This window comes from Streptomyces sp. PT12 (assembly GCF_003311645.1).
GTDB lineage: Bacteria > Actinomycetota > Actinomycetes > Streptomycetales > Streptomycetaceae > Streptomyces.
In genome coordinates this window covers 59,035-78,691 of record NZ_QEST01000008.1, presented here as the reverse complement: position 1 = coordinate 78,691, position 19,657 = coordinate 59,035, and the positions used below count along the sequence as shown (strand labels likewise).

At 73.3% G+C, this 19,657-nt stretch carries 20 protein-coding genes and 2 pseudogenes; 14 read left to right on the top strand and 8 right to left on the bottom strand.

Going from position 1 to position 19,657, the window contains the following annotated elements; translation table 11 throughout:
- Positions 1–148 precede the first annotated feature (148 nt).
- Both DEH69_RS00405 and DEH69_RS00400 read left to right on the top strand, forming a co-directional pair.
- Positions 149–1,060, top strand: a complete 912-nt coding sequence (locus tag DEH69_RS00405) for a S1 family peptidase (protein WP_113684824.1) — start codon at positions 149–151, stop codon at positions 1,058–1,060.
- Between the two features lie 825 nt (positions 1,061–1,885).
- Positions 1,886–2,572 (top strand): glycoside hydrolase family 11 protein, encoded by a 687-nt coding sequence (locus DEH69_RS00400; protein ID WP_113684823.1) that lies wholly within the window; start codon positions 1,886–1,888, stop codon positions 2,570–2,572.
- 99 nt (positions 2,573–2,671) lie between these two features.
- Here DEH69_RS00400 and DEH69_RS31165 read toward each other — a convergent pair whose 3' ends face one another.
- Together DEH69_RS31165 and DEH69_RS31160 are read right to left on the bottom strand one after the other, a co-directional pair.
- Complete coding sequence (locus DEH69_RS31165) at positions 2,672–2,818, bottom strand: hypothetical protein (protein WP_181727189.1); 147 nt, start codon at positions 2,816–2,818, stop codon at positions 2,672–2,674.
- Positions 2,807–2,905 (bottom strand): annotated as a pseudogene (locus DEH69_RS31160) (LacI family DNA-binding transcriptional regulator); the annotation flags it as partial. The gene DEH69_RS31165 and the pseudogene DEH69_RS31160, both read right to left, overlap by 12 nt.
- A gap of 120 nt (positions 2,906–3,025) precedes the next feature.
- On the opposite strand from DEH69_RS31160, the gene DEH69_RS00390 reads away from it, so the two are divergent.
- Positions 3,026–3,829 (top strand): MerR family transcriptional regulator, encoded by an 804-nt coding sequence (locus DEH69_RS00390; protein ID WP_113684821.1) that lies wholly within the window; start codon positions 3,026–3,028, stop codon positions 3,827–3,829.
- A gap of 47 nt (positions 3,830–3,876) precedes the next feature.
- Positions 3,877–4,212: a YnfA family protein gene (locus DEH69_RS00385; RefSeq protein WP_113684820.1), complete on the top strand. Its 336-nt coding sequence runs from the start codon at positions 3,877–3,879 to the stop codon at positions 4,210–4,212.
- A gap of 217 nt (positions 4,213–4,429) precedes the next feature.
- Here DEH69_RS00385 and DEH69_RS00380 read toward each other — a convergent pair whose 3' ends face one another.
- Positions 4,430–4,807, bottom strand: coding sequence for a hypothetical protein (locus DEH69_RS00380; protein WP_113684819.1), 378 nt, complete (start codon positions 4,805–4,807; stop codon positions 4,430–4,432).
- 450 nt (positions 4,808–5,257) lie between these two features.
- On the opposite strand from DEH69_RS00380, the gene DEH69_RS00375 reads away from it, so the two are divergent.
- Positions 5,258–5,674 (top strand): VOC family protein, encoded by a 417-nt coding sequence (locus DEH69_RS00375; protein WP_181727186.1) that lies wholly within the window; start codon positions 5,258–5,260, stop codon positions 5,672–5,674.
- A gap of 156 nt (positions 5,675–5,830) precedes the next feature.
- Here the strand turns inward: DEH69_RS00375 and DEH69_RS00370 are convergent, their stop codons facing one another.
- Positions 5,831–6,859, bottom strand: a complete 1,029-nt coding sequence (locus DEH69_RS00370; protein ID WP_113684817.1) for a glycoside hydrolase family 26 protein — start codon at positions 6,857–6,859, stop codon at positions 5,831–5,833.
- A 244-nt stretch (positions 6,860–7,103) separates the two neighbouring features.
- On the opposite strand from DEH69_RS00370, the gene DEH69_RS00365 reads away from it, so the two are divergent.
- Positions 7,104–7,886 carry a PAS domain-containing protein gene (locus DEH69_RS00365; protein WP_181727185.1) on the top strand — a complete coding sequence of 261 codons (783 nt, stop codon included), beginning with the start codon at positions 7,104–7,106 and terminating at the stop codon, positions 7,884–7,886.
- Positions 7,887–8,053: 167 nt separating this feature from the next.
- Positions 8,054–8,617, top strand: a complete 564-nt coding sequence (locus DEH69_RS00360) for a DinB family protein (protein WP_113684815.1) — start codon at positions 8,054–8,056, stop codon at positions 8,615–8,617.
- A gap of 174 nt (positions 8,618–8,791) precedes the next feature.
- On the opposite strand, the gene DEH69_RS00355 is transcribed toward DEH69_RS00360, so the two are convergent.
- Positions 8,792–9,937 carry a hypothetical protein gene (locus tag DEH69_RS00355; RefSeq protein WP_147255317.1) on the bottom strand — a complete coding sequence of 382 codons (1,146 nt, stop codon included), beginning with the start codon at positions 9,935–9,937 and terminating at the stop codon, positions 8,792–8,794.
- A gap of 60 nt (positions 9,938–9,997) precedes the next feature.
- Here DEH69_RS00355 and DEH69_RS00350 point away from each other — a divergent pair, with 60 nt between their 5' ends.
- The 4 genes from DEH69_RS00350 (at position 9,998) to DEH69_RS00335 (ending at position 13,301) form a co-directional block, all read left to right on the top strand.
- The gene (locus DEH69_RS00350) at positions 9,998–10,396 is read left to right on the top strand and encodes a hypothetical protein (RefSeq protein WP_147255314.1); all 399 of its coding nucleotides are present in this window, start codon (positions 9,998–10,000) and stop codon (positions 10,394–10,396) included.
- 110 nt (positions 10,397–10,506) lie between these two features.
- Positions 10,507–11,553, top strand: coding sequence for a porin PorA family protein (locus tag DEH69_RS00345; RefSeq protein ID WP_113684812.1), 1,047 nt, complete (start codon positions 10,507–10,509; stop codon positions 11,551–11,553).
- A gap of 201 nt (positions 11,554–11,754) precedes the next feature.
- Positions 11,755–12,435, top strand: a complete 681-nt coding sequence (locus DEH69_RS00340) for a hypothetical protein (protein ID WP_258534337.1) — start codon at positions 11,755–11,757, stop codon at positions 12,433–12,435.
- Between the two features lie 512 nt (positions 12,436–12,947).
- Positions 12,948–13,301, top strand: coding sequence for a hypothetical protein (locus DEH69_RS00335; RefSeq protein ID WP_113684844.1), 354 nt, complete (start codon positions 12,948–12,950; stop codon positions 13,299–13,301).
- Here DEH69_RS00335 and DEH69_RS00330 read toward each other — a convergent pair.
- Positions 13,273–13,536, bottom strand: coding sequence for a hypothetical protein (locus DEH69_RS00330; protein WP_258534336.1), 264 nt, complete (start codon positions 13,534–13,536; stop codon positions 13,273–13,275). The two genes, DEH69_RS00335 and DEH69_RS00330, sit on opposite strands and share 29 nt — an antisense overlap.
- A 113-nt stretch (positions 13,537–13,649) precedes the next feature.
- Here DEH69_RS00330 and DEH69_RS00325 point away from each other — a divergent pair.
- Positions 13,650–15,153: pseudogene (locus DEH69_RS00325) on the top strand (hypothetical protein).
- 114 nt (positions 15,154–15,267) lie between these two features.
- Here the strand turns inward: DEH69_RS00325 and DEH69_RS00320 are convergent.
- Positions 15,268–15,498 (bottom strand): hypothetical protein, encoded by a 231-nt coding sequence (locus tag DEH69_RS00320; protein ID WP_113684810.1) that lies wholly within the window; start codon positions 15,496–15,498, stop codon positions 15,268–15,270.
- Positions 15,499–15,704: 206 nt separating this feature from the next.
- Here DEH69_RS00320 and DEH69_RS00315 point away from each other — a divergent pair, with 206 nt between their 5' ends.
- Together DEH69_RS00315 and DEH69_RS00310 are read left to right on the top strand one after the other, a co-directional pair.
- Positions 15,705–16,508: an SAM-dependent methyltransferase gene (locus tag DEH69_RS00315; RefSeq protein ID WP_113684809.1), complete on the top strand. Its 804-nt coding sequence runs from the start codon at positions 15,705–15,707 to the stop codon at positions 16,506–16,508.
- A gap of 102 nt (positions 16,509–16,610) precedes the next feature.
- Entirely contained in the window at positions 16,611–19,235 is a 2,625-nt protein-coding gene (locus tag DEH69_RS00310) for a SpoIIE family protein phosphatase (protein ID WP_113684808.1), read from the top strand.
- A 26-nt stretch (positions 19,236–19,261) separates the two neighbouring features.
- Here the strand turns inward: DEH69_RS00310 and DEH69_RS00305 are convergent, their stop codons facing one another.
- Positions 19,262–19,657: a hypothetical protein gene (locus DEH69_RS00305; protein ID WP_113684807.1), complete on the bottom strand. Its 396-nt coding sequence runs from the start codon at positions 19,655–19,657 to the stop codon at positions 19,262–19,264.

Genomic DNA, 19,657 nt, shown 5'->3' with positions numbered 1-19,657 from the left:
TTGTCAATGCGCGTCACGGTGAGAGGATTTCGTGCAGCACTTGTCGTGGGCATGCCGTCTACGCGCGTGCACGTCACATTTCCCGCACCTCACGGCCAGCTCATCCACCGGATCCATGAATCCCTTGGGAGGAAGCACAGTGAGACCGATGCGCACCATCACCCGTGGCCGGGCGGCCCGTGGCCTCAGGGCCCTCGCCGTCGCCTCGGGCCTGATCGCCCTGACCGCCCTCGCCGTGCCCGGGGCCGCCCGGGCCGACTCGGTGCAGCCGTTCACCGCGGCCCAGCTCACCACCGCGGCCGAGGCCGTCGACGCGGCCGACGTGGGCGGCACCGCCTGGGCCGTCGACGAGGCCACAGGCTCCGTCCACGTCCTGGTCGACGAGACCGTCGGCAAGGCGGAGGTCGCGGCGATCGAGGAGAGCGCGGGAGCGCTCTCCGGCGCGCTCGACATCGAACGCACCCCCGGTACGTTCGAGCAGTACCTCCAAGGCGGTGACGCCATCTACGCGGACCTCGGGTGGCGTTGCTCGCTCGGCTTCAACGTCCGCTCGGGCAGCGGGTTCGCCTTCCTGACCGCGGGCCACTGCACCGAGGACCCGTACGGGCCCACCCCGCCCTACCCGCTGTGGAGCGACGGCGCGAGCCAGATCGGCTACACCGTCAGCTCGTACTTCCCGGGTGACGACTTCGGGCTCGTGCAGTACGACCCGCAGCCCGCGTCCGTGCCCAGCACGGTGCTCGGCGGCGGCACCATCACCGCGTTCGCCGACCCCGCGGTCGGCCAGGCGGTGTGCCGCAGCGGCAGCACCACCGGAGTGTGGTGCGGCAGCGTCACCGGCCTCGGCTACACCGTCGACTACGGCGGCGGCGACGTGGTCTACGACATGATCAGGACCAACGTCTGCGCCGAGCCCGGCGACAGCGGCGGCCCGCTCTGGTACGGCAGCGTGGGCTACGGCCTGACCTCGGGTGGCAGCGGCAACTGCTCCTCCGGTGGCACGACGTTCTACCAGCGGGTCACCGAGGCGGCCGCCGTCTCGGGCGTGACGCTGCCCTGACCGGGCGCGTCGGCTGAACTCCCCCGCGTCAGCCGAACGTTGACGCACGCACACCCACCGTCCCCGCCCGGAGCCACCGGGCGGGGACTTCGCGCGACCGGCCCCATGAGCTCCCGCGAACTCCCATGAGCCCCCTTGAACGAGGCCGCGTTCGCCTCCGCGGCGGCGAGCGCGGGGCGCGCCGCCCGCCGCCGCGCTCGCCTGGCCGCTGCCGCACACGCCCGAGTACGAGGCGGTGCCGCCGTTCACCCGCGATGTCGTCGGCTCGGCCGATGTCACCCCCGCGATGTCCCCCCTATGGCCGACCGGCCCCACACCGACGCTCACGGGGCGCGCGGCCCGCTCGGCCCGCTCGGCCCGTGAGCCATGAGTCCGGGCTCCGGCACCCCGCCGGGGGCCGCCGCGGAGCGCCCGGGATGATCCGGAAGGTTTCCGATAATTCTCGGGAACTGCGGCCACGATCACGCCCGTTGAGCCGGTGATCCATCGACCGTTTGCCGAGTCAACGCGGGATGCGTCGCGTTGACCAGGCATCATGCGCTCTCGATAAGTCCTGGGCCGGGAGGATGCTTCCGGAATGCTTGCGGGAACTGTTGACAAGTCACGGGGCCGGTCCAACACTTCTGCCATCGACAGACCCGCACCACTGTCGGTCCGGGCCGCCCTCGTGTGGCCCGGTTCCCCGGGCGTCGACCGCACGACGACCGGCACACCGCCGCGGCGTTGGACGACGCCGGCGCGCGGTTGAGCGCCACCCCCACCGAGAGGCCCCTCCGGGGCCATATCGCGCTGCCTGGCCTCCGCCAGCCGCCATGAGGAGGAAGCATGGAGATGGACAACGCCCCCGCCCGTTCGCTCAGTCGAAGGGGCTTCGTCGGCGGTGCCGGCGCCCTGGCGCTCGGCGCCTCCGCGCTCGTGGTCCCCGGCATCGCCCGTGCCCAGGAGACCATCACCCAGAATCAGACCGGAGTTCACAACGGCTACTACTACTCGTTCTGGACCGACGCCCAGGGAACCGTCTCCATGACCCTGGGCTCCGGTGGCAACTACGGCACTTCGTGGCGCAACACCGGGAACTTCGTCTGCGGCAAGGGGTGGAGCAACGGCAGCCGCCGCAACGTCAACTACTCGGGTAGCTTCAACCCGTCAGGCAACGGCTATCTGTGCCTCTACGGCTGGACGTCCAACCCGCTCGTCGAGTACTACATCGTCGACAGCTGGGGCACCTACCGGCCCACGGGCGAGCACCGCGGCACGGTCAACGCCGACGGCGGCACGTTCGACATCTACCGCACGATGCGTTACAACGCCCCGTCCGTCGAGGGCACCAAGACGTTCCCGCAGTTCTGGAGCGTCCGTCAGTCGAAGAAGACGGGCGGGACCATCAACACCGGCACCCACTTCGACGCATGGTCCCGTGCCGGGATGGCCCTGGGGAACTTCAGCTACTACATGATCCTCGCGACCGAGGGCTACCAGAGCAGCGGCAGCTCCAACCTCAACGTGAGCTGACCGAAGGCCCCCGTTCCCCGCCCGGACGGGCGGGGAACGGGGGCGGGGGCGCGCGGGGGATGCGGCGGATGCGGGGGGCGGGAGAGCGCTCTCCCCGCCTCAGGAGCGGTAGACGCCGAACTCGCAGAGGGAGTAGCCCCATCCGGTGCCGCGCGCCGTGCCGAGCACGTGGACATGGCGGCCCACCCCGGAGACCGCGAACGTCTCGGCGCCGCCCTGGCCGACGTTGCGGATCTGGTTGATCACCCGGGAGACGGTGGCCCGGGAAACACCCGCTACTCGCGCCACGTCCTCGAGCGTGGGGGAGGGCCTGGGAGACGACCGGTCGCTCATTCGGCCTTTATAGCAGCTCGCGAAAGGGTGCGGAGAGCGCTCTCCCACGGCTCTTGCCTCGCCGGGCGCGCCTCGGCGGACTTGACCTTCGAGCCATGTCGAAGGTTTACGGTCGACGGCATGAGCGCCATGCGGATCTCCCAGCTCGCCGAACGCACCGGCGTTCCGGCGACCACGCTGCGGTTCTACGAGACGGCCGGGCTGCTGCCCGCCGACAGGACCGCGTCGGGCTATCGCCGCTATGGCGAGGAGACGGTGGAACGGCTGACGTTCATCGGCGCGGCCAAGCACCTCGGGCTCGCGCTCGACGAGATCGCCGAGCTGCTCGCGGTGTGGGAGTCGGGGGCCTGCCGGGAGGTGAAGGCCGACCTCCGGCCGAGGGTCGCCGCGCGCCTTGCTGCGGCCGACGAACGGGCCGCGGAACTGGCCGCGTTCACCACCACCCTGCGCGCCGCGCTCGCGCACCTGGACACGCTGCCTGACCGCACCGGCCGTTGCGACCCGCGCTGCGGCTTCCTCGCCGCCGCCCCGCCCTCCGCCGCCCCGCTCCCTGTCGCCCCGGCCCCCGCCGCCCCGGCCCCCGGCTGGCAGCCGATCGCCGCACGTCCGGGGCCGGTTGAGGCGGAGCGTTGGCGTTCGGCGCCGGTGGCCTGCTCGTTGAGTGGCGAGGAAGCCTTCGAACGGGTCGCCGCCTGGCGGCGCGTCCTTGACGGCGCCCGCCGCCGCGAGATCCCCGACGGGCTGCGGCTGACGCTGCCCTCCGCGCGCGCCGCCGCGGTGGCTGGGCTCGCCGCGGCCGAACAGTCCTGCTGCGCCTTCCTCGACTTCCGCCTCCACCTCGAAGGCCCCGACCTCCACCTTCAGGTGCGGGCACCGGCCGAGGGCGCGGGCCTGCTGGCCGAGTTGTTCGCCGACGTCGCCTGACGCCCACCGCTCCCCCGCCTTCTCCTCCTCTTCCGGAAGGACCGTCCGTGCTCGTCGCCCGTTCGATCGCCCTGTTCGTCGTCGCCGCGCTGTTCGAGACCGGGGGTGCCTGGCTGGTGTGGCAGGGCCTCCGCGAGCACCGCGGCTGGGTCTGGGTCGGCGCGGGGGTCATCGCGCTGGGGCTCTACGGGGTGGTGGCCACCTTCCAGACGGACGACAACTTCGGCCGCATTCTCGCTGCCTACGGCGGGATCTTCGTGGCCGGTTCGATCGCCTGGGGCGTGATCGCCGACGGCTACCGGCCCGATCGCTTCGACCTCGTCGGCGCGGCGGTCTGCCTGGCCGGGATGGCGCTGATCATGTACGCGCCTCGCGGCAACTGACCGCCGCCGAGGGGCCATCGATGACCCGGCGAGCGGGGAAGCACGTCAACTCCCTCGCGGGAACGTTCACTTCCGACCGTCGCCCCACCCGCCCGCCACTGTCCGTCGACCCGCCCGCCGTTGACCGCCGGGCCGGGCCGGGCCGCACCGCCCCCCGAGGGCTGGCGGCGGTGTCCGGGGCGGGCGGGCGGCACCGGGGCTGGCGGCGGCGCCAGGCTCACCAGATGAGGACGCCGCCGCCGATCGCCTGGGCGCGCCTGGCCGCGTCCTCGATGGTGGCGAGGCGGGCCGCTATCTGGTGGCGGTGCTCCTCGGCCGTCCGCGCCGGGTCGGTGGCGGCGGCGATGTGGCCCAGATGGTCGGTGAGCAGGGCGCATTCGCGCAGGAGAGCGGTTACCTGGTCGAGCTCGACCCGCAGGTCGGCATCGGCCAGGACCGGGAGGAACCGCGCGCCGAGCGAGCGGACCGCGTCCGAACCCCACACGGTCGTGCGCCAGTGCTCGAACCCCGCCAGGTCGGAGCACCCGGCCGGAACGTCGAGCACCCGGATCGCGCCGCCCGCCTCCACGACGAAGACGTCCACCGACAGACTCATGAGGGCAGTGGACCACAAGGGCCAAGGCCACGGGAACTCATCGCGCGGCGGCGGGGATCCCCCCGGGAGAGCGCTCTCCCGTACTCCCCCCGCCGAGGAACGCGACCCCTGCCCGGCCCGGGCTGGCCCGGGCTGGGTTCGGGGAGGGTGACACCGGTCAGCTCCTCGGAGACGGGGGCGTGGAGAGCGCTCTCCGACTAACGGAGAGCGCTCTCCACTGAACTCCCTCCCGTTCGCCGTCCGCCGACCTTCTGGCGTTGTGGGGCGCCGCGGCGCACTTCTACATCAGCTCGACCCGCGCGCGGGGAGCGACGACAGCGGCGGCCGGGGCAGGCCCGAAGGGGACGCGCCACCTCGGCAGGCCACCGGTCAACCGGCCGCCAACCGGCCACAGCCGACCGATCACGAATGAAGAAGCGAAGCCCGCACTCCGCCCGTAACGTGCACGCCATGACCATCAATCTCTCGCAGTGCTTCATCGCCGTCGACGACCACGACAAGGCGCTCGCCTTCTACCGCGACGTACTCGGCCTGGAGGTGCGCAACGACGTCGGGTTCGAGGGGATGCGTTGGGTGACCGTCGGCGCGCCTTCGCAGCCCGATGTGGACATCGTCCTCGAGCCGCCGCTCGCCGACCCGAACGCCCCGGCCGCGGACAAGGAGGCCATGGCGGAGCTGCTGGCCAAGGGCCTGCTGCGCGGCGTCATCTTCAGCACCGACGACTGCGACGCCACGTTCGAGCGCATCCGGGCCGCCGGGGGCGAGGTGCTCCAGGAGCCGATCGACCAGCCGTATGGCGTCCGCGACTGCGCGTTCCGCGACCCCTCGGGCAACATGCTCCGTTTCAGCCAGCCCCGCGGCCGGTGAGCCCCGGCACCCGCCACCCGGTGCCGGGGCCCCCGCCCGACGCCGACGCCGACGAACGAGCGCCGACGCCGATGAACGAGCGCGGACGAGCGAGCGCGGACGAGCGAGTGCCAACGAGCGAGCGCGGACGGGAACGTTCGGCTCAGCTCGCCCTGATCAGTTCAACTCGCCCTGATTGAGGCTGCGGTCGTCGCCGTAGGTGTTCCTGATCGCGTCGGGAGAGTTGTAGGCGGGGTCGGTGAGCTGTTCCGACCAGCCCATGAAATAGGTCCACTCGGGCTGGGACGCCAGCTGGGCGGGCGAGGGAATGCGGCCCACCTCCGCCAGGGCCAACGGCTTGTCGCCCGCGAGCGACCTGAGGACGTCGTAATAGGCGCCCGAGGGGAAGTCCTGGTTCCACATGTCGATGGAGACCACGTCGACATAGGAGTCGCCGGGATAGAAATCAGGAATTCCCTGCGCATCCAGGTCCTTGACGTTCCAGACCCAGAGGAGATTGCTCAATCCCCTGGTGTTCTCGAGGTAGTCGTGGGTGATCCGGTAGAGCCTGCTGCTGCCGTCGGCGCCGCGGCGGCCGCCCCACCATGCCCAGGGGTCGTTCATCTCGTGCAGAGGCCGCCACAGCACCGGGACGCCCTCGTCCTCCAGCTGCTGGAGGTAGGGAACGGCCTCGTCGAGGCGGGACTTCCACGCCTGGTTCAGGGGCGTACCATCGGTGACGAGCTCGTTCCACTGCTCGGTGGACAGGTCGTCCATGATTCCGGTGCCGGAATCCCAGTCGCACGACGAGCCGCGCGTGGGCGGGCAGACGTGCCAGGTGAGCGAGACCAACGAGCCATTGGCCCACTCGGTCTTCGCCTGGTCGATCATGGTCTGGCGGTGGGCCACGTCGTCCGCCCTGAAGAGGAAGTCGCCGCCCCACAGGCCCGGATAGAGGCCGGTGATCTGGTGCACCTGGGCGGTGTACTGCGAGGGCCAGGAGTTGGGCTCCTTGTTGTGCTGCCCCGTGACCGTCCGCTGCCCTGAGATGTCCCGCAGGAATCCCAGGACATCGCTCGGCGGGGCGGCCGACACGGCAGGGGGCGAGGACGAGGGCGGCGGCTCGTCGGCGTCGGCCGCGGCGGGACCGCCCGTGAGGGCCAGGAGAAGCGCGGCGCACAGAAGCGCGGGAGAGCGTGCTCGCATACCAACCTCCGTGGGGGGAGCGGGAGTTGAGGCTGTCGTCGGCATGGAAGCACTAAACCGATTAAGTGACAATGGTGCGGACCAAACGCGTGGCCCGCGCCGTCCGGTCGCCGCCCCTGGGCACCGGAGCCACCATGAGGGCTGCGGGGACACACGACGGTCGAGCGTGAGGGGAACTGGCCCACCGGATCGCGAGGCGGCCGACACGGCGTCACCCGCGCCCGCGGCGTCCCCCACGCCCGCGGTGAGGGACGCGCCCGCGGTGGCGGGCGAGCCCGCCGTCGCGGTGACGGACGCGAACGGCGCCGTCACCGCCTGGTCGCCCGGCGCGGAGCGCCTGCTCGGGCACGGGGCCGCCGACGTGATGGGGCGTTCCGTCGCCGCGCTCCTGCTGGCCGACCCCGGAGGCGGCCCGGACGGCGGCCTCTCCCGCGTCCTGCGCGTCCGCACCGGCTGGGCGGGGTTCACGGAGGTGCGGCACCGGGAGGGCCACGCGGTGCCGCTGCGGGTGCGCGTCTCGCCCTGTCGGCCGAGGGCGGGAGGCAAAGTGGCTGTTCACCGCGGGGGCCCTGATCTTGGCGCACGGCGGCGAGGGCGCGGCGGACGAGGCGTGGCGGTGCTGCCGCACCGCTCCCCCATGGCCATCGGCGTCTGGGACACGAAGCTGCGCCCGCTCTGGATGAACGGCACGGCGGCGCGGGCGACCGAACGCGGCCCGCGGGACCAGGTGGGACGCCCGGTGACGGAGATACCCGAGGGCTTCGACTCCCCCGGCCTCGTGACCACGACGCGGCGGGTGCTCGACCACGGCGCGCCCGTGATCGACCGCGAGTACCCGTGGCGCTCGGCGGACGGGAGGCGCCGCCGGACGTTCTCGGTCTCGTTCTTCCGCGTCGAGGCGGAGGACGGCCGCTCGGCCGGTGGGCCGGTGAGCCCGCGCCATCGTCGAACATGCGGGTCGAAGGCTCTGCCGTGGCGCTCGCTCGGGGTACTCGCGCTGATCACGGACGGAAGTCCGCGGCCTTGATCAACGTCATGTCATCGGTCGTGGCTGTGGCATTCGGGACGGGGAACCCACCCGGCCAGCCGGTTGTCAACGTCGAACAGCCGCTCGCGGCGGCACGGCCCGACGGGCGCATCAGCCCCCGGCGTTATCTTCCGGCGCCAGGGCTGCGTTGTCTGTAGTGTGCGGAAATGACAAGAAGTGAGCGGCTCGCGGAGCAGTTGGACTGGTACTGGCGCAAGAACCTGCGGCCGCGGCTGGACGGTCTGACCGATGAGGAGTACTTCTGGGAGCCGGTGCGCGGCTGCTGGAGCATCCGCCCACGTGGCACGTCGGCCGCACCGATGTCGGCGGGTTCGGGGGCGTGGACGATGGACTTCGCGTCCCCTGACCCGGTGCCCGCGCCGGTGACCACGATGGCCTGGCGGCTGGCGCACATCGTCGTCTCCTGCCTGGGCTATCGGGTCGGATGGCACTTCGGCGGCCAGGACGTCGACTTCCGGACATTCGCCTACGCGGGGACCGCCGACGAGGCGCTGAAACAGCTCGACGAGACGTATGGGAGATGGAACGCGGGGGTCCGCGAACTCTCGGACGCTGACCTGGAGAATCCGCCCAGCGTGGGTCCCGAGCGTCGCCCCATGGAGGGCATCGTCCTGCATGTCAACAGGGAGCTGATCCATCACGGCGCCGAGATTTCCCTGCTGCGCGACCTCTACCGCTGGCAGGACGGAGCCGCAGCGCACCGAATCTGACTTCTCGGCAACCGGTGTTCGAGCCTCGGCAACCCACGTGGACTCCATGACGCCCCGTGACTGCCGCTCCATGACTGCCGCTCCATGGCTGCCGCTCCGTGGCTGCCGCCGCCGACGGGCTCACGATCCCCAACCGCCCTTGTGGGCAGGTGAGTGCGCCGGTGGGTCGGCCGGTCACTCGGCCGCGCCCGCGACGTACTCGGCCAGCGCGGCCTCGAACTGCTCGTCCGAAGGGCTCAGGTCACGCTCCTGGTGGGAGTCGCCCTCGGCGAAGATCTCGCTGGCCGGGCAGGCGGGCGCGTCCGCGGCCCTCAGGGTGAACGTGCCCAGCGAACGCCCCGTGCGGGCCTCGACGACATCGACGCTGTGGGTGGCGGGGTAGTAGCTCAACGAGTGCCCGCCCAGGTAAGGGCACACGCTCACCGGCTCGGGCGAGCTCCGCTCGGACGCGCGCACGCACGCCACCACCTGGACCTCGTCGGGCGCGGGCTCGGGGCGGTCGGGCCCGACCGTCGCCAGCATGACCAGGCCAGCGTCCCCGAACAGGGCGACAGGGTGCGGGCCTTGCGGCGCGTAGGGCGCCGCCTCGCCATGCTCTCCGCCGTCCGCGCAGACCCGTGCCAGGTCACGCATCGCCGACGGCGGCTGCTCGCCCCGCAGGAGGTCGGCGCCCCAGGGGGCCACCACGACGGCGACGACCGCCGCGAGCCACGCGCCGACCGCGGCGACCGCGAGCGCCTGCCTGAGCAGCGCGAACCGGACGGGGCAACCCCGGCGGAGAGCGCTCTCCAACGCTCGGGCCCCGGCCTCGGGGAACACCTCACGCGTCCCCCCTTCCCCCAACTCCTCCCACGAACGGGCCGCATACCTCCGCCCACCGCTTCGGACGACGACCCCGCCCTCGCACACGGCGTACCAGCGCCGCCCGAACGGCCCGGGGACGGGCCCGAAAAGGACCCACAGGCCGGGCGGCAGGAGCACCGCGACCGACAGCACGAGGCCGAGCCACCAACTCCGCGCCCCGAACGCGGCCGGAAGGGCGACGACCAGGCCCACGAGCAGCCAGACGAAGAACGCGCCCCCGTCGCGCCGTTCCCGGTACACCGCACGCACGGCCCCGAACCCGGCCTCCCGCGCCCGCCGCCTCAGCCCCGCCGCCCCTGTCGCGCCCGTTCCCGCCGCTTCGGCCCCCGTCGCTTCGGCGCCCGCCGCTTCGGCGCCCGCCGCTTCGGCGCCCGCCGCGCCCGTTCCCGTGCCGGTGCCCATCGCGTTCGCCCTCGTCGTGCCCGCGCCTGCCGTCCCGGTGCGCGTTCCGCGCACTCGGTCACGGTAGCGGCGGAGCCCGGGACCCGTCCCTCGGCGGTGCGCTACATCGGTCGCGTGACACCACCAACCCCCGGCCGGATCACGGCCGTTGTGCTCGCGGGCGCCGCCGTGGCCGCCGTGGCCGCCGGAGTCGGCTGCGATGTCCCGCCCCTTCCCTCGGACGCGGCCGCCGGCTCGGATGTCGGCGCGTGCTACGACGGCGCGTGCGAGGTCGCCGTCAGGGGCGTCACGGACATCCCCATCGACCCCGGCATCACGTCCAACACGTTCCAGATCACCGACACGTCGGACGACAGGGTGACCCTCGTCGAGCGCCGCGAGATGGACGTGGTCACCTATGAGATCCCCGCGGGCGACCACATCACGGACCCCCGGCTCACGTTCGAGGTGCTGGCCATCGAGGACGGCACGGCCCTCGTCCGGCTGAGCGCGGGACGTTCCGAGTCCGGCTGAACGCTCCTCCCGAACGGACGTTCCACCTGGCCTTGTTGACGGGCCCCGCCGCCGACCATAGGTTGGCGCATCCATCGCACAGCGCCGTGCGCACACAGTCGGGAGACCCCATGCGAAGAAGCACCTGGATCCTGTCCGGAACGGCCGTGGTGCTGGTGGCCGCCTCAGCCGTGACACGGCTGGTCGTCTATCCGGAGGTGCACCAGGTCCCGTCCGACACGGACAACACCTTCGCGTACACCGGCACGGCCTCGCTGCTGAACGCCGCCGCCATCGAGTCGGGCGACCTGGCCAACGCGTTCCTGGCCGACATACCGGTCAGTCTCGACCGCCGCGTCCAGGTCGTGGAAACGGACGGCGGCACCGCGGTGGTCAGCGACGACGTCGTCGTCACCGGGCCCGACGGGGCCGAGCTGTCCGCCACGAGCCACCGCTGGTCGGTCGACCGCGTCGACCTGGTGGACGCGCCCGCGCCCGAGGGCTCCGAGGCCGAGGAGCACCAAGGTCTGGTCATCTCTTGGCCGTTGGACCCCGAGGAGCGGGACTACACGTTCTGGGACCCGACGACCGCCACCGAGGTGCCCGCGGTGTACGACCGCACCGAGGACGTCGAGGGCCGCGACGCGTATGTGTATGTGATCGAGGCCGCGGGCGAGTTGGGCGACCCGGCCATCGCCGACGGCCTGCCCGACGCGCTGCCGAGGGACGTCGTGGCGGGCCTCGCCGAGACCCTGCCCGCCGACCAGCTGCCCGATCCTGCCCTGCTCGGCGCGCTGCCCGACCCGGTGCCGCTGACCTACGCGGCCACGACGCAGCGCGTGGCCTGGGTGGACTCCGAGACGGGAACGGTGCTCAACGGGACGCTGGAACAGACCATCGTCGCCCAGACCGCTGGCCCCGAGGGCCCGGTGACGCTCGCCCCCGTCAACTCCCTCTCGGTGGAGGGCACCGAGGACGGCATCGCCGAACGGGCCGACGACGCGGAGTCCGCGGCGACCATGCTGTGGCTGGTTCGCACGGTCATCCCGCTGGGGCTCGCCGCGGTGGCCGTGGTGCTGCTCGTGCTGGCCGTCTGGCGGGAGTTGCGCTCCCGCAACCGGCCCGCGGCGGACGACACCCCGCAGGCCCCGGCGCCCGACGAGCCCGCCACCGCCTGAGCCCGCCACCGCCCGACGCCGCGCCGTCCCGCCAGGGAGCCGCGGCGCCGGGCCGCGGGTTCCCCGAGGGGCGTTCCCTCGTAAGGGGTGGGACGGTAACGGTAGGGGCTGTTGTGGCCCCGGTGCCGCGCGTAGGATCCCGCCCGGGAGTCGCCCGGGACGCCGTCACGAGGGCTTCCTCGCACATGAGGAGCGCATCGGGTGAGCAGGAAACTGACCGTGAGGGCCCGTCCGGAACTCCGCCATCCGGATCCGGACGGGCCGGTCAGGATCTCGGTCGAGCTCTCCGATGGATCGGGTCCCGCCCGGGCGGTCGCCTACCCGGAGCGCGAGCTGCCGCAGGGCGGCGTGCCCGCGTACCTGGCCGCCCGTCGTGATGGGGTCCGTTCCTTCGTCCTGTGGGCCGACGAGCACCGCGGGGAGCGGGTGGCGACCCTGGTGACCACCTCGGCCGCGCGCGGCGTCGCGACCTTCCAGGTGCTGGGCCCGCAGGGCGAGTTGATCGGCACGTTCAAGCGCGAGAAGGCGCTGCGCGGCAGGGGCCTGCGCACCCGCTGGACGGTGACGCCGGTCGGCGGCCCCGAGGCGGTGGGCTTCAAGGGGCGGATCCTCTGGTGGTGCGTGTGGTGGCCGTTGTGGCCGGTGCAGGTGCCGCTCCTCCTGCTCGGCATGTTCGAGAACGGCGGTGGTGAGGTCGCGCGCGCACCCCGGCGCATCATCTGGCGCGCGGGCAGACGGGCCAGGCTGGAGTTCAGGTCCAGGGGCAACCGGCTGATCCTGCACGCGCCCGAGACGGACTGGCGCCTGGCGGCCGCCCTGGTGGCCCTGCTGCGCGCCTTCGACGGCTGGGCGGGCACGCCTTGGGACGCCAGGAAGAACTGACCGCTCCACGGGGGTGACCCGCAAGTCCTGTGCCGCGGCCAGGACTTCGGCGCCGCGCCCGGGGCGAGCCGACGATGCGGGCACGGCGTGCTCATGCCCGCCCGGGGCCGGTAGAGCGCTCTCCGTCTCTCAACTAGGAAGGGAGAGCGCTCTCCGATGATCAGCACAAGTCTGGCGTTGGAGGGCGCCCCCTCGACCGACCACCCGCGGGGGAGAGCGCTCTCCCCCGGTCATCCACCGCGTCGGCGACCCCACCCGCCGGTCAGGAGAGCGCTCCACCGGGGAGGGCGCTCCACCGCGTTGAGCGCTCTCCCCGGTGGAGCGCTCTCCCCTCGGCCGGTGAGGGCGGCATGCACCTTGCCATCGGGGCCGGTCGAGGCGGCGATGGCCAGCCGATCGGGAGAGCGCTCTCCCCCGCCTCGCGCCCCGCCGCTTGTCGGTCCTGCTTGTGCGGTCGTAGGGTCGCCGTCATGTCCCTGCGCATACGGATGCGAGCCGCCCTGCCGGAGGCCATGCGGGCCCGTGACAAGGCGGCGGTGAGCGCTCTCCGAGCCACGCTCGCCGCGGTGGAGAACGCCGAGGCGGTGCCGCTCGACGCGGCGGGGCAGGTGAGCGGGGCCATCGAGCAGGCGCCCGTCAGGGTCGGCGCCACCGAGGCCGCGCGGCGCGAGCTGGGCGAGGGCGACGTGGCGGACATCGTGCGGGCCGAGGCGGCCGAACGGCTCGACGCCGCGGCCGAGTTGACGGGGCACGCCGAGCACGCCGCGCGCGCCGCACGGCTCCGCGCGGAGGCGGCGGTGCTGCTCGGGCTGCTCGACGGCGCGGGCCCCGAGCCCGTCACACGCCCAGGTCCGCCGTCGCCCTGAGGACCGCGGCGCGCAGGGCGGCGGCGCGCGCCCTGTCGTTCTCGTCCGACGAGAGCCCGGCCCACGCCTCGGCGGCCACGCGCAGGGCGCCGTTGAGCATGACGGCCTTGATCCGCGGCAGTGGGTCGTCCGGGTCGGCGCCGGTGCGTTCGGCGATGATCCGGCTGAGCACCGGCTCGGCGTCGTGGTGCACGCGCAGCCAGACGGCCCGCAGCCCTGGCTCGTCGGCGAGCATGCGCAGCAGCTGCCGCGCGAGCGCCCGCAGTCGTTCGGCGACGGGCCGATAGCGTTCCACGCGCTGCTGCGCCGCTGGCGCGCGGGCGGTGGCCTCGACGACGTGCTGGTCTCTTGAGCGGGCGGCGGCGACTCAACTCCCCCGGTGCGCTGAGTGGTTCGAACGGTGTGGCGTTCGGGCCCGATGGGCTGCTGTATGTCGCGGAGTTCCTGGCGGGGCGATCAGCGCGGTGGATCCGGCCTCGGGGGATGTCGAGGTGGTGGTGCCGAGCGGCGGCCGGTGCTGGCGCCCGACGACCTTGCCTTCGGCGCGGACGGCGCGATGTATGTCACCGACCTCGCCCCTGGCCGGGTGTGGCGCCGTGGGGTTGACGGCGCCGAATGGCATCGCGTGCGTGGGTGACCGGCTGTTGGTCAACGAGATGACGGTGAACGGGCGTCTGCTCGAGTCGTTTCCCCGCGGTGGTGACCCGTGGTGCTGACGGGTGGGCTCGCCCTGGGGAACGCGATGCGGCTCGGCCCCGACGGGCACCTCTACTACCCGCACATGATCGGCGATCAGGTGTGGCGCATCCCGCCTGACGGTGGCGTTCCCTAGCTGGTCGCTGAGGGGGTGGACGCGCCGGTGGCGGTGCGGCTCGATCGGGGCGGAATCCTGCTGGTGCTGTCCCGTGGCCCCGCGGTTCTTGTCACCCGGATCGATCCGGGCGCCGGGCGGCACTCGGTGGTGTCGACCGGGATCGCGGGCCTCGACAACGCCGCGTTCGACGCCGAAAGCCGGATGTTCGTCTCCAGCTACGCGAGCGGCGGCATCGCGGAGATGCGCGAGGACGGGCGGACGCGGACGGTGGTGCCGCGGGGGTTCGGCGGGCCGTTCAAGATCACCGTGGACCTCGGCGGCCGGGTGCTCGCCGCCGATCACTACCGGGTCGCCGAGCCGGGCCCCGAGGGGATCGTCACCCATGAGCTGCGCCCGTTCGTCCATGGGGTCGCCACGGGCGCGGGCGGGCTGCTGCGTCTCACGTCGCAGGTCGGCGAGGTCCGCGATCACGACCCGGCGCGCGGCACGACGCGGGTGCGCGCGACCGGGTTGAACGCGCCCCTGGGGATCGCCGTCGCGCCCGATGGCGCGCTGGTGGTGGCGGAGGCGGGCGCGGGGCGGGTGGTGCGGATCGGGGCTGACGACGCGGTGTCGGTGCTGGTGGAGGGGCTGTGCCACCCGGTGGATGTGGCGTTCGACGGCGGGGGGCGTTGCCTGGTGAGCGATGACCGGCTGGGCGCGGTGCTGCGGGTCGAGGACGGCGGCGCGGTGACGGTGGCGAACGGTCTTGGCGCCCCGCAGGGGCTGGCCGTGCGCGGCGACGAGGTGCTGACGGTGGAGGTGGCGCACGGGCGGCTGACGGCGATCTCGCTCGCGACGGGCGAGCGGCGGGTCGAGGCCGTGGGGCTGCCGGTCGCCCCTGTGGGTCAGAAGCCGCGGGACCGGCCCGAGGGGAGCCGTCAGCTCCCGGCCCCGCCATGGCCGTTCGCCGGGCTCGCCCTGGCTCCCGACGGCGCGCCGCTGGTGTCGGCGAACGGCGAGGGGAGCGTGCTGCGGCTGCCCCCGCCCGGCGGCTGAGCGGGAAGGGCCGGGAAGGGGGCGAGGGGCCGGGAAGGGGGCGAGGGGCCGGGAAGGGACGGGAAGGGGGCGGGCGGGGCGCGCCGGGGCGCAGGCGGGGTGTCGGGGGGCGGGTCACCAGCCGTCGGCGTCGCGGACGTCGTCGATGAAGGCGTTGGCCTCGGCGCCCTCGTCCACCAGGTCGGGGAGGAGGTCGGTGGAGGCGAGCCACGCCGTGCCCTTCCCCTCGCGCCCCCGCCACTCCTCGGCGAGGGCGCGGCGCCGGTCGTCGGGCTGGTCCTCAAGCCAGCAGCGGTTCTCCGGGCTGAGCTGCCTGAGCAGGTGGGCGAGCGGATCGGTGGCCATGGGCGTTCCTCCGGGGCGTCGGGGCTGTGGCGCGGGGGGACGGGGGTCGGGTGGGCATCTCCACCCTGTGTCCGCGCCCTGCGTTCCCACCCTGCGGCAGGGCCTCAACGGGCGGGCGCGGCACGGCGAACGCCTCACCCACCCGGGCGCCGCGGGCGCGGGGGGCACCTCTAGCATGGGCGTCCCATCACCGTGGAGGGGGAGCCATGGCCTTACCCGAATCGCACTTCACCACCGCCCACCCCGCGCGCGTGTACGACTTCTATCTGGGGGGGAAGACCAACTACCAGGTGGACCGGGACGCGGGTGAGCAGGTGCTCGCGGTGTGGCCTGGCGCGCAGCAGGCCGCGCAGGTGAACCGGGCGTTCATGCACCGGGCCGTGCGGCTGCTGTGCGAGCGGGGGATACGGCAGTTCCTGGACATCGGGACGGGCATCCCGACCGAGCCGAATCTCCACCAGGTCGCCCAGGAGGTCGATCCCGCGGCGCGGGTCGTCTATGTCGACAAGGATCCGCTGGTCCTAGTGCACGCGGACGCGCTGATGCGCAGCACGCCTGAGGGGCGGACGGCGTATCTCCAGGCGGATGTGACGACGGATGTCGACCGGATCCTGGCGGGGGCGGCACAGACGCTCGACCTCGGCGAGCCGGTGGCGCTTTCGCTGATCGCGCTGCTGCACTTCGTGCCCGACGAGCAGGGCGCCCTGGGGATGGTGCGGCTGCTGCTCGACGCGCTGGCCCCGGGATCGGCGCTCGTCCTGACCCATGGGACGGGGGACTTCGATCCCGCGGTGATGGAGCGGGTGGCGCAGATCTACCGCGGCAGCGGGATCGGCGCGCAGGCCCGCTCGCGGGAGGATCTTGCCGCGTTCTTCGATGGTCTCGAACTGCTGCCGCCGGGGATCGAGGTGCCGCACCGCTGGCGGCCCGATCCCGCCTATGTCAGGGCGCACTCCGAGGAGTACGACGCCCAGGTCGCGATGTGGGCGGCCGCGGGCGTCAAGCCCTGAGCACAGCCCGGCGCGGGGCCCTGCCCGGTGGCCCCTCGGTTGCGGCGGCTCGGTTGCGGCCCCTCGGTTGCGGCGACGGAAGGGCAAAGTTATACAGATCACATGAAATGGGCCCCGTCCTGGTTCAAGGTGCCCAGGCGTGGCTCGTCGCGTGCGTGGCTCGGCAGGCTGGTCCCGCGCAGCGTCGCGGCGCAGACGTTCGCCGTGGTGCTGGCGGTGCTGTTGCTGCTCATGGGCGCGATGGCGGTGGTACTGGTGCTCGACTCGCACCGCGACAGCGAGGAGGACGCCAGGGCCAGGGCGAAGGCCGTGGCGGTGACGTTCGCCCAGTCGCCCGACGTCCTGCGCGGCCTTGAGTCGGCCGATCCGCCCGAGGTGCTCCAGCCGCTGGCCGAGCGGGTGCGGCGGCAGGTGCAGATCGACTATGTGGTGGTCACCGACCCCGAGGGCATCCGCTTCTCGCACCCGGATCCGAAGTTCATCGGCGAGCGTGTGGACCAGTCGCTGTCCCCGGCCACGAAGGGCAGGGCATTCACCGACCATGTGCCGGGCGCGTCGATCGACGCGCCGTCGATCCGCGCGGCCGCGCCCATCAAGGACGCGGGCGGCTCGGTGGTGGGCATCGTCAGCGTCGGTGTCACCACCACCAACGTGCGGACCGACGTCAGCCGCGAGCTGCCCCTGATCGCCGCCATAACGGCGTTCGGGCTGCTGGCCGCCTCGGGGGCGGTGGCGCTGCTGAGCAGGCGGCTGCGGCACCAGACGCACGGCCTGGGCACGGCGGAGCTCACGCGGCTGTACGAGCACCACGACGCGGTGCTGCACTCGGTCAGGGAGGGCATTCTGCTGACCGACCGCGACGGCTTGCTGGTCCTGGCCAACGACGAGGCGCGGCGGCTGCTCGGCCTGGCCCAGGGGGCGGAGGGGCGGCATGTCACCGATCTGGGTCTTGGCCCCGAGATCACCGGGCTGCTGGCGTCGGGGCGTGAGGCGACCGACGAGGTGATCGAGGTGGGCGAACGGCCGCTGGCGGTCAACCAGCGGCCCACGACGGGCCATGGCCAGCGCCTGGGCTCCGTGGTGACGATCCGGGACACCACGGAGCTGCGGGCGCTCGCGGGCGTGGCGCAGGAGGCGCAGCATCGTCTGAGGCTGCTGTACGACGCCAGTGTGGCGATGGGCACGAGCATGGATGTGCGGCGTACGGCGCGGGAGTTGGTCGAGGTCACCGTGGGGAGGCTGGCCGACGCGGTCGCGGTGGATCTTCAGGAGTCCGTCCTGACGGACGAGGAGCCCGCCCAGGCGCCTGACCGCATGGAGCGGGTGGCGCGGAGCACCGCCGAGGGTCGGGATGTCGAGCTGCCCCCGCCGCCCGACGAGGCGGCCAGGCGCGCCCTGGCGTCGGGGCCGACCGAGGGCGCGGAGGGGCGGGTGCTGTGCGTTCCGCTGCGGGTGAGCGGGGTGCTGCTTGGCCAGCTGTCGCTGGTGCGCGGGCCGAGCGGGCCGCCGTTCGCCGCGGAGGACCGCTCGCTCGCGCAGGAGCTGGCCGGGCACGCGGCCGTCTCGATCGACAACGGGCGCCGCTATTCGCGCGAGCACGCCACCGCGCTGGCCCTTCAGCGCAGCCTGCTGCCGAGCGCGGTGCCCGAGCAGAGCGCGGTGGAGGCGGCGTATCGCTATCTGCCCGCGGCGGAGGGGGCGGGCGGGGCGGGGGGCGACTGGTTCGACATCATCCCGCTCTCCAGCGCCCGGGTGGCCCTGGTGGTGGGCGATGTGGTGGGGCACGGCCTGGACGCCTCGGCGACCATGGGCCGTCTGCGGACCGCGGTGCACAACCTCTCCTCCCTCGACCTGCCGCCCGACCAGTTGCTCGCCAATCTCGACGATCTGGTCCGCCGTCTGGACCAGGAGTCCGCCCTGGGGGCGCAGGGGGGCGGGATCGCGGGGGCGACGTGCCTGTACGCGATCCACGACCCGGTCTCGGGGCGGTGCTCGCTGGCCAGGGCGGGGCATCTGGCGCCCGTGGTGATCCGGGTGGGTGGCGGGGTGGAGTTCATTGAGGTGCCCGCGGGGCCTCCGCTGGGCCTTGGCGGCTTCCCTTTCGAGGCGGTGGACATCCCGCTGCGCCGCGGTGACCGGCTCGTGCTGTACACCGATGGGTTGATCGCGGCCCGCGAGCAGGACCCGGACGTGGGGCTGGCGCGCCTGGAGCGGGCGCTCGGCCAGGCGGGGTCGGCGTCCCCCGAGGAGACCTGCCGGATCGTGATGGACCAGGTGCTGCCCGAGCGGCCGACGGACGACGTGGCGCTGCTCGTCGCGCGCGCCAACGAGCTGAGCGGGGAGAACGTCGCCAGCTGGGACGTGCCCAAGGATCCGGCCGTCGTCGCGGACATGCGGGCCGCGGTGACGCGCTGCCTGGCCGAATGGGGCCTGGGCGAGGCGGCGTTCACGACCGAGCTGGTGGTCAGCGAGCTGCTCAGCAACGCCATCCGGCACGCTTCGGGGCCCATCAGGGTGCGGCTGCTGCGCGATCGGGCCCTGGTGTGCGAGGTCGCGGACGGCAGCACGACGGCGCCGCACCTGCGCAGCGCCAAGGCCAACGACGAGGGGGGGCGCGGACTGTTCCTGGTCGCCCAGGCGGTGAGCGGCTGGGGCACGCGGTACATCGAGGGCGGCAAGATCATCTGGACGGAGCAGCCGTTGCCCGGCCCGTCCGAGGGGACCTGATCGCCTCGGGGAGGGGCGCCGCGGGGTCAGGGGGTGGCGATGACGTCCTCGTGGTTGTGCACCAGTAGCCAGCGCTCCCCGAGGCGGCGCCACACGCTGGTGTTCCGCACGGTGCGCGCCGGGTCGGGGGCGGGGGGCTCGATGGTGAGCACGTGGCGCAGCAGGGCGGTGGCGCCCCAGACGGTGATCAGCGGGGCCTTGGCCCGCAGCCTGGGCAGCCGGTCGGGCGCGGTCGGCGGGCGGCGGGCGGTGCGGGCGCGTTCCTCGAACTCCTCGACCGCGCCCCTGGCGTTGCCGAGGGCCACGGCGCAGAAGAGGCCCGAGGTGTAGGCGGGGGCGGAGAAGCGGCCGAGCGGGCCCGGCTGGTGGGCGGGGGCGGGGGCGGCGGCGGCGTCGAGGGGGCGGCGTCGAGGGGGCGGCAC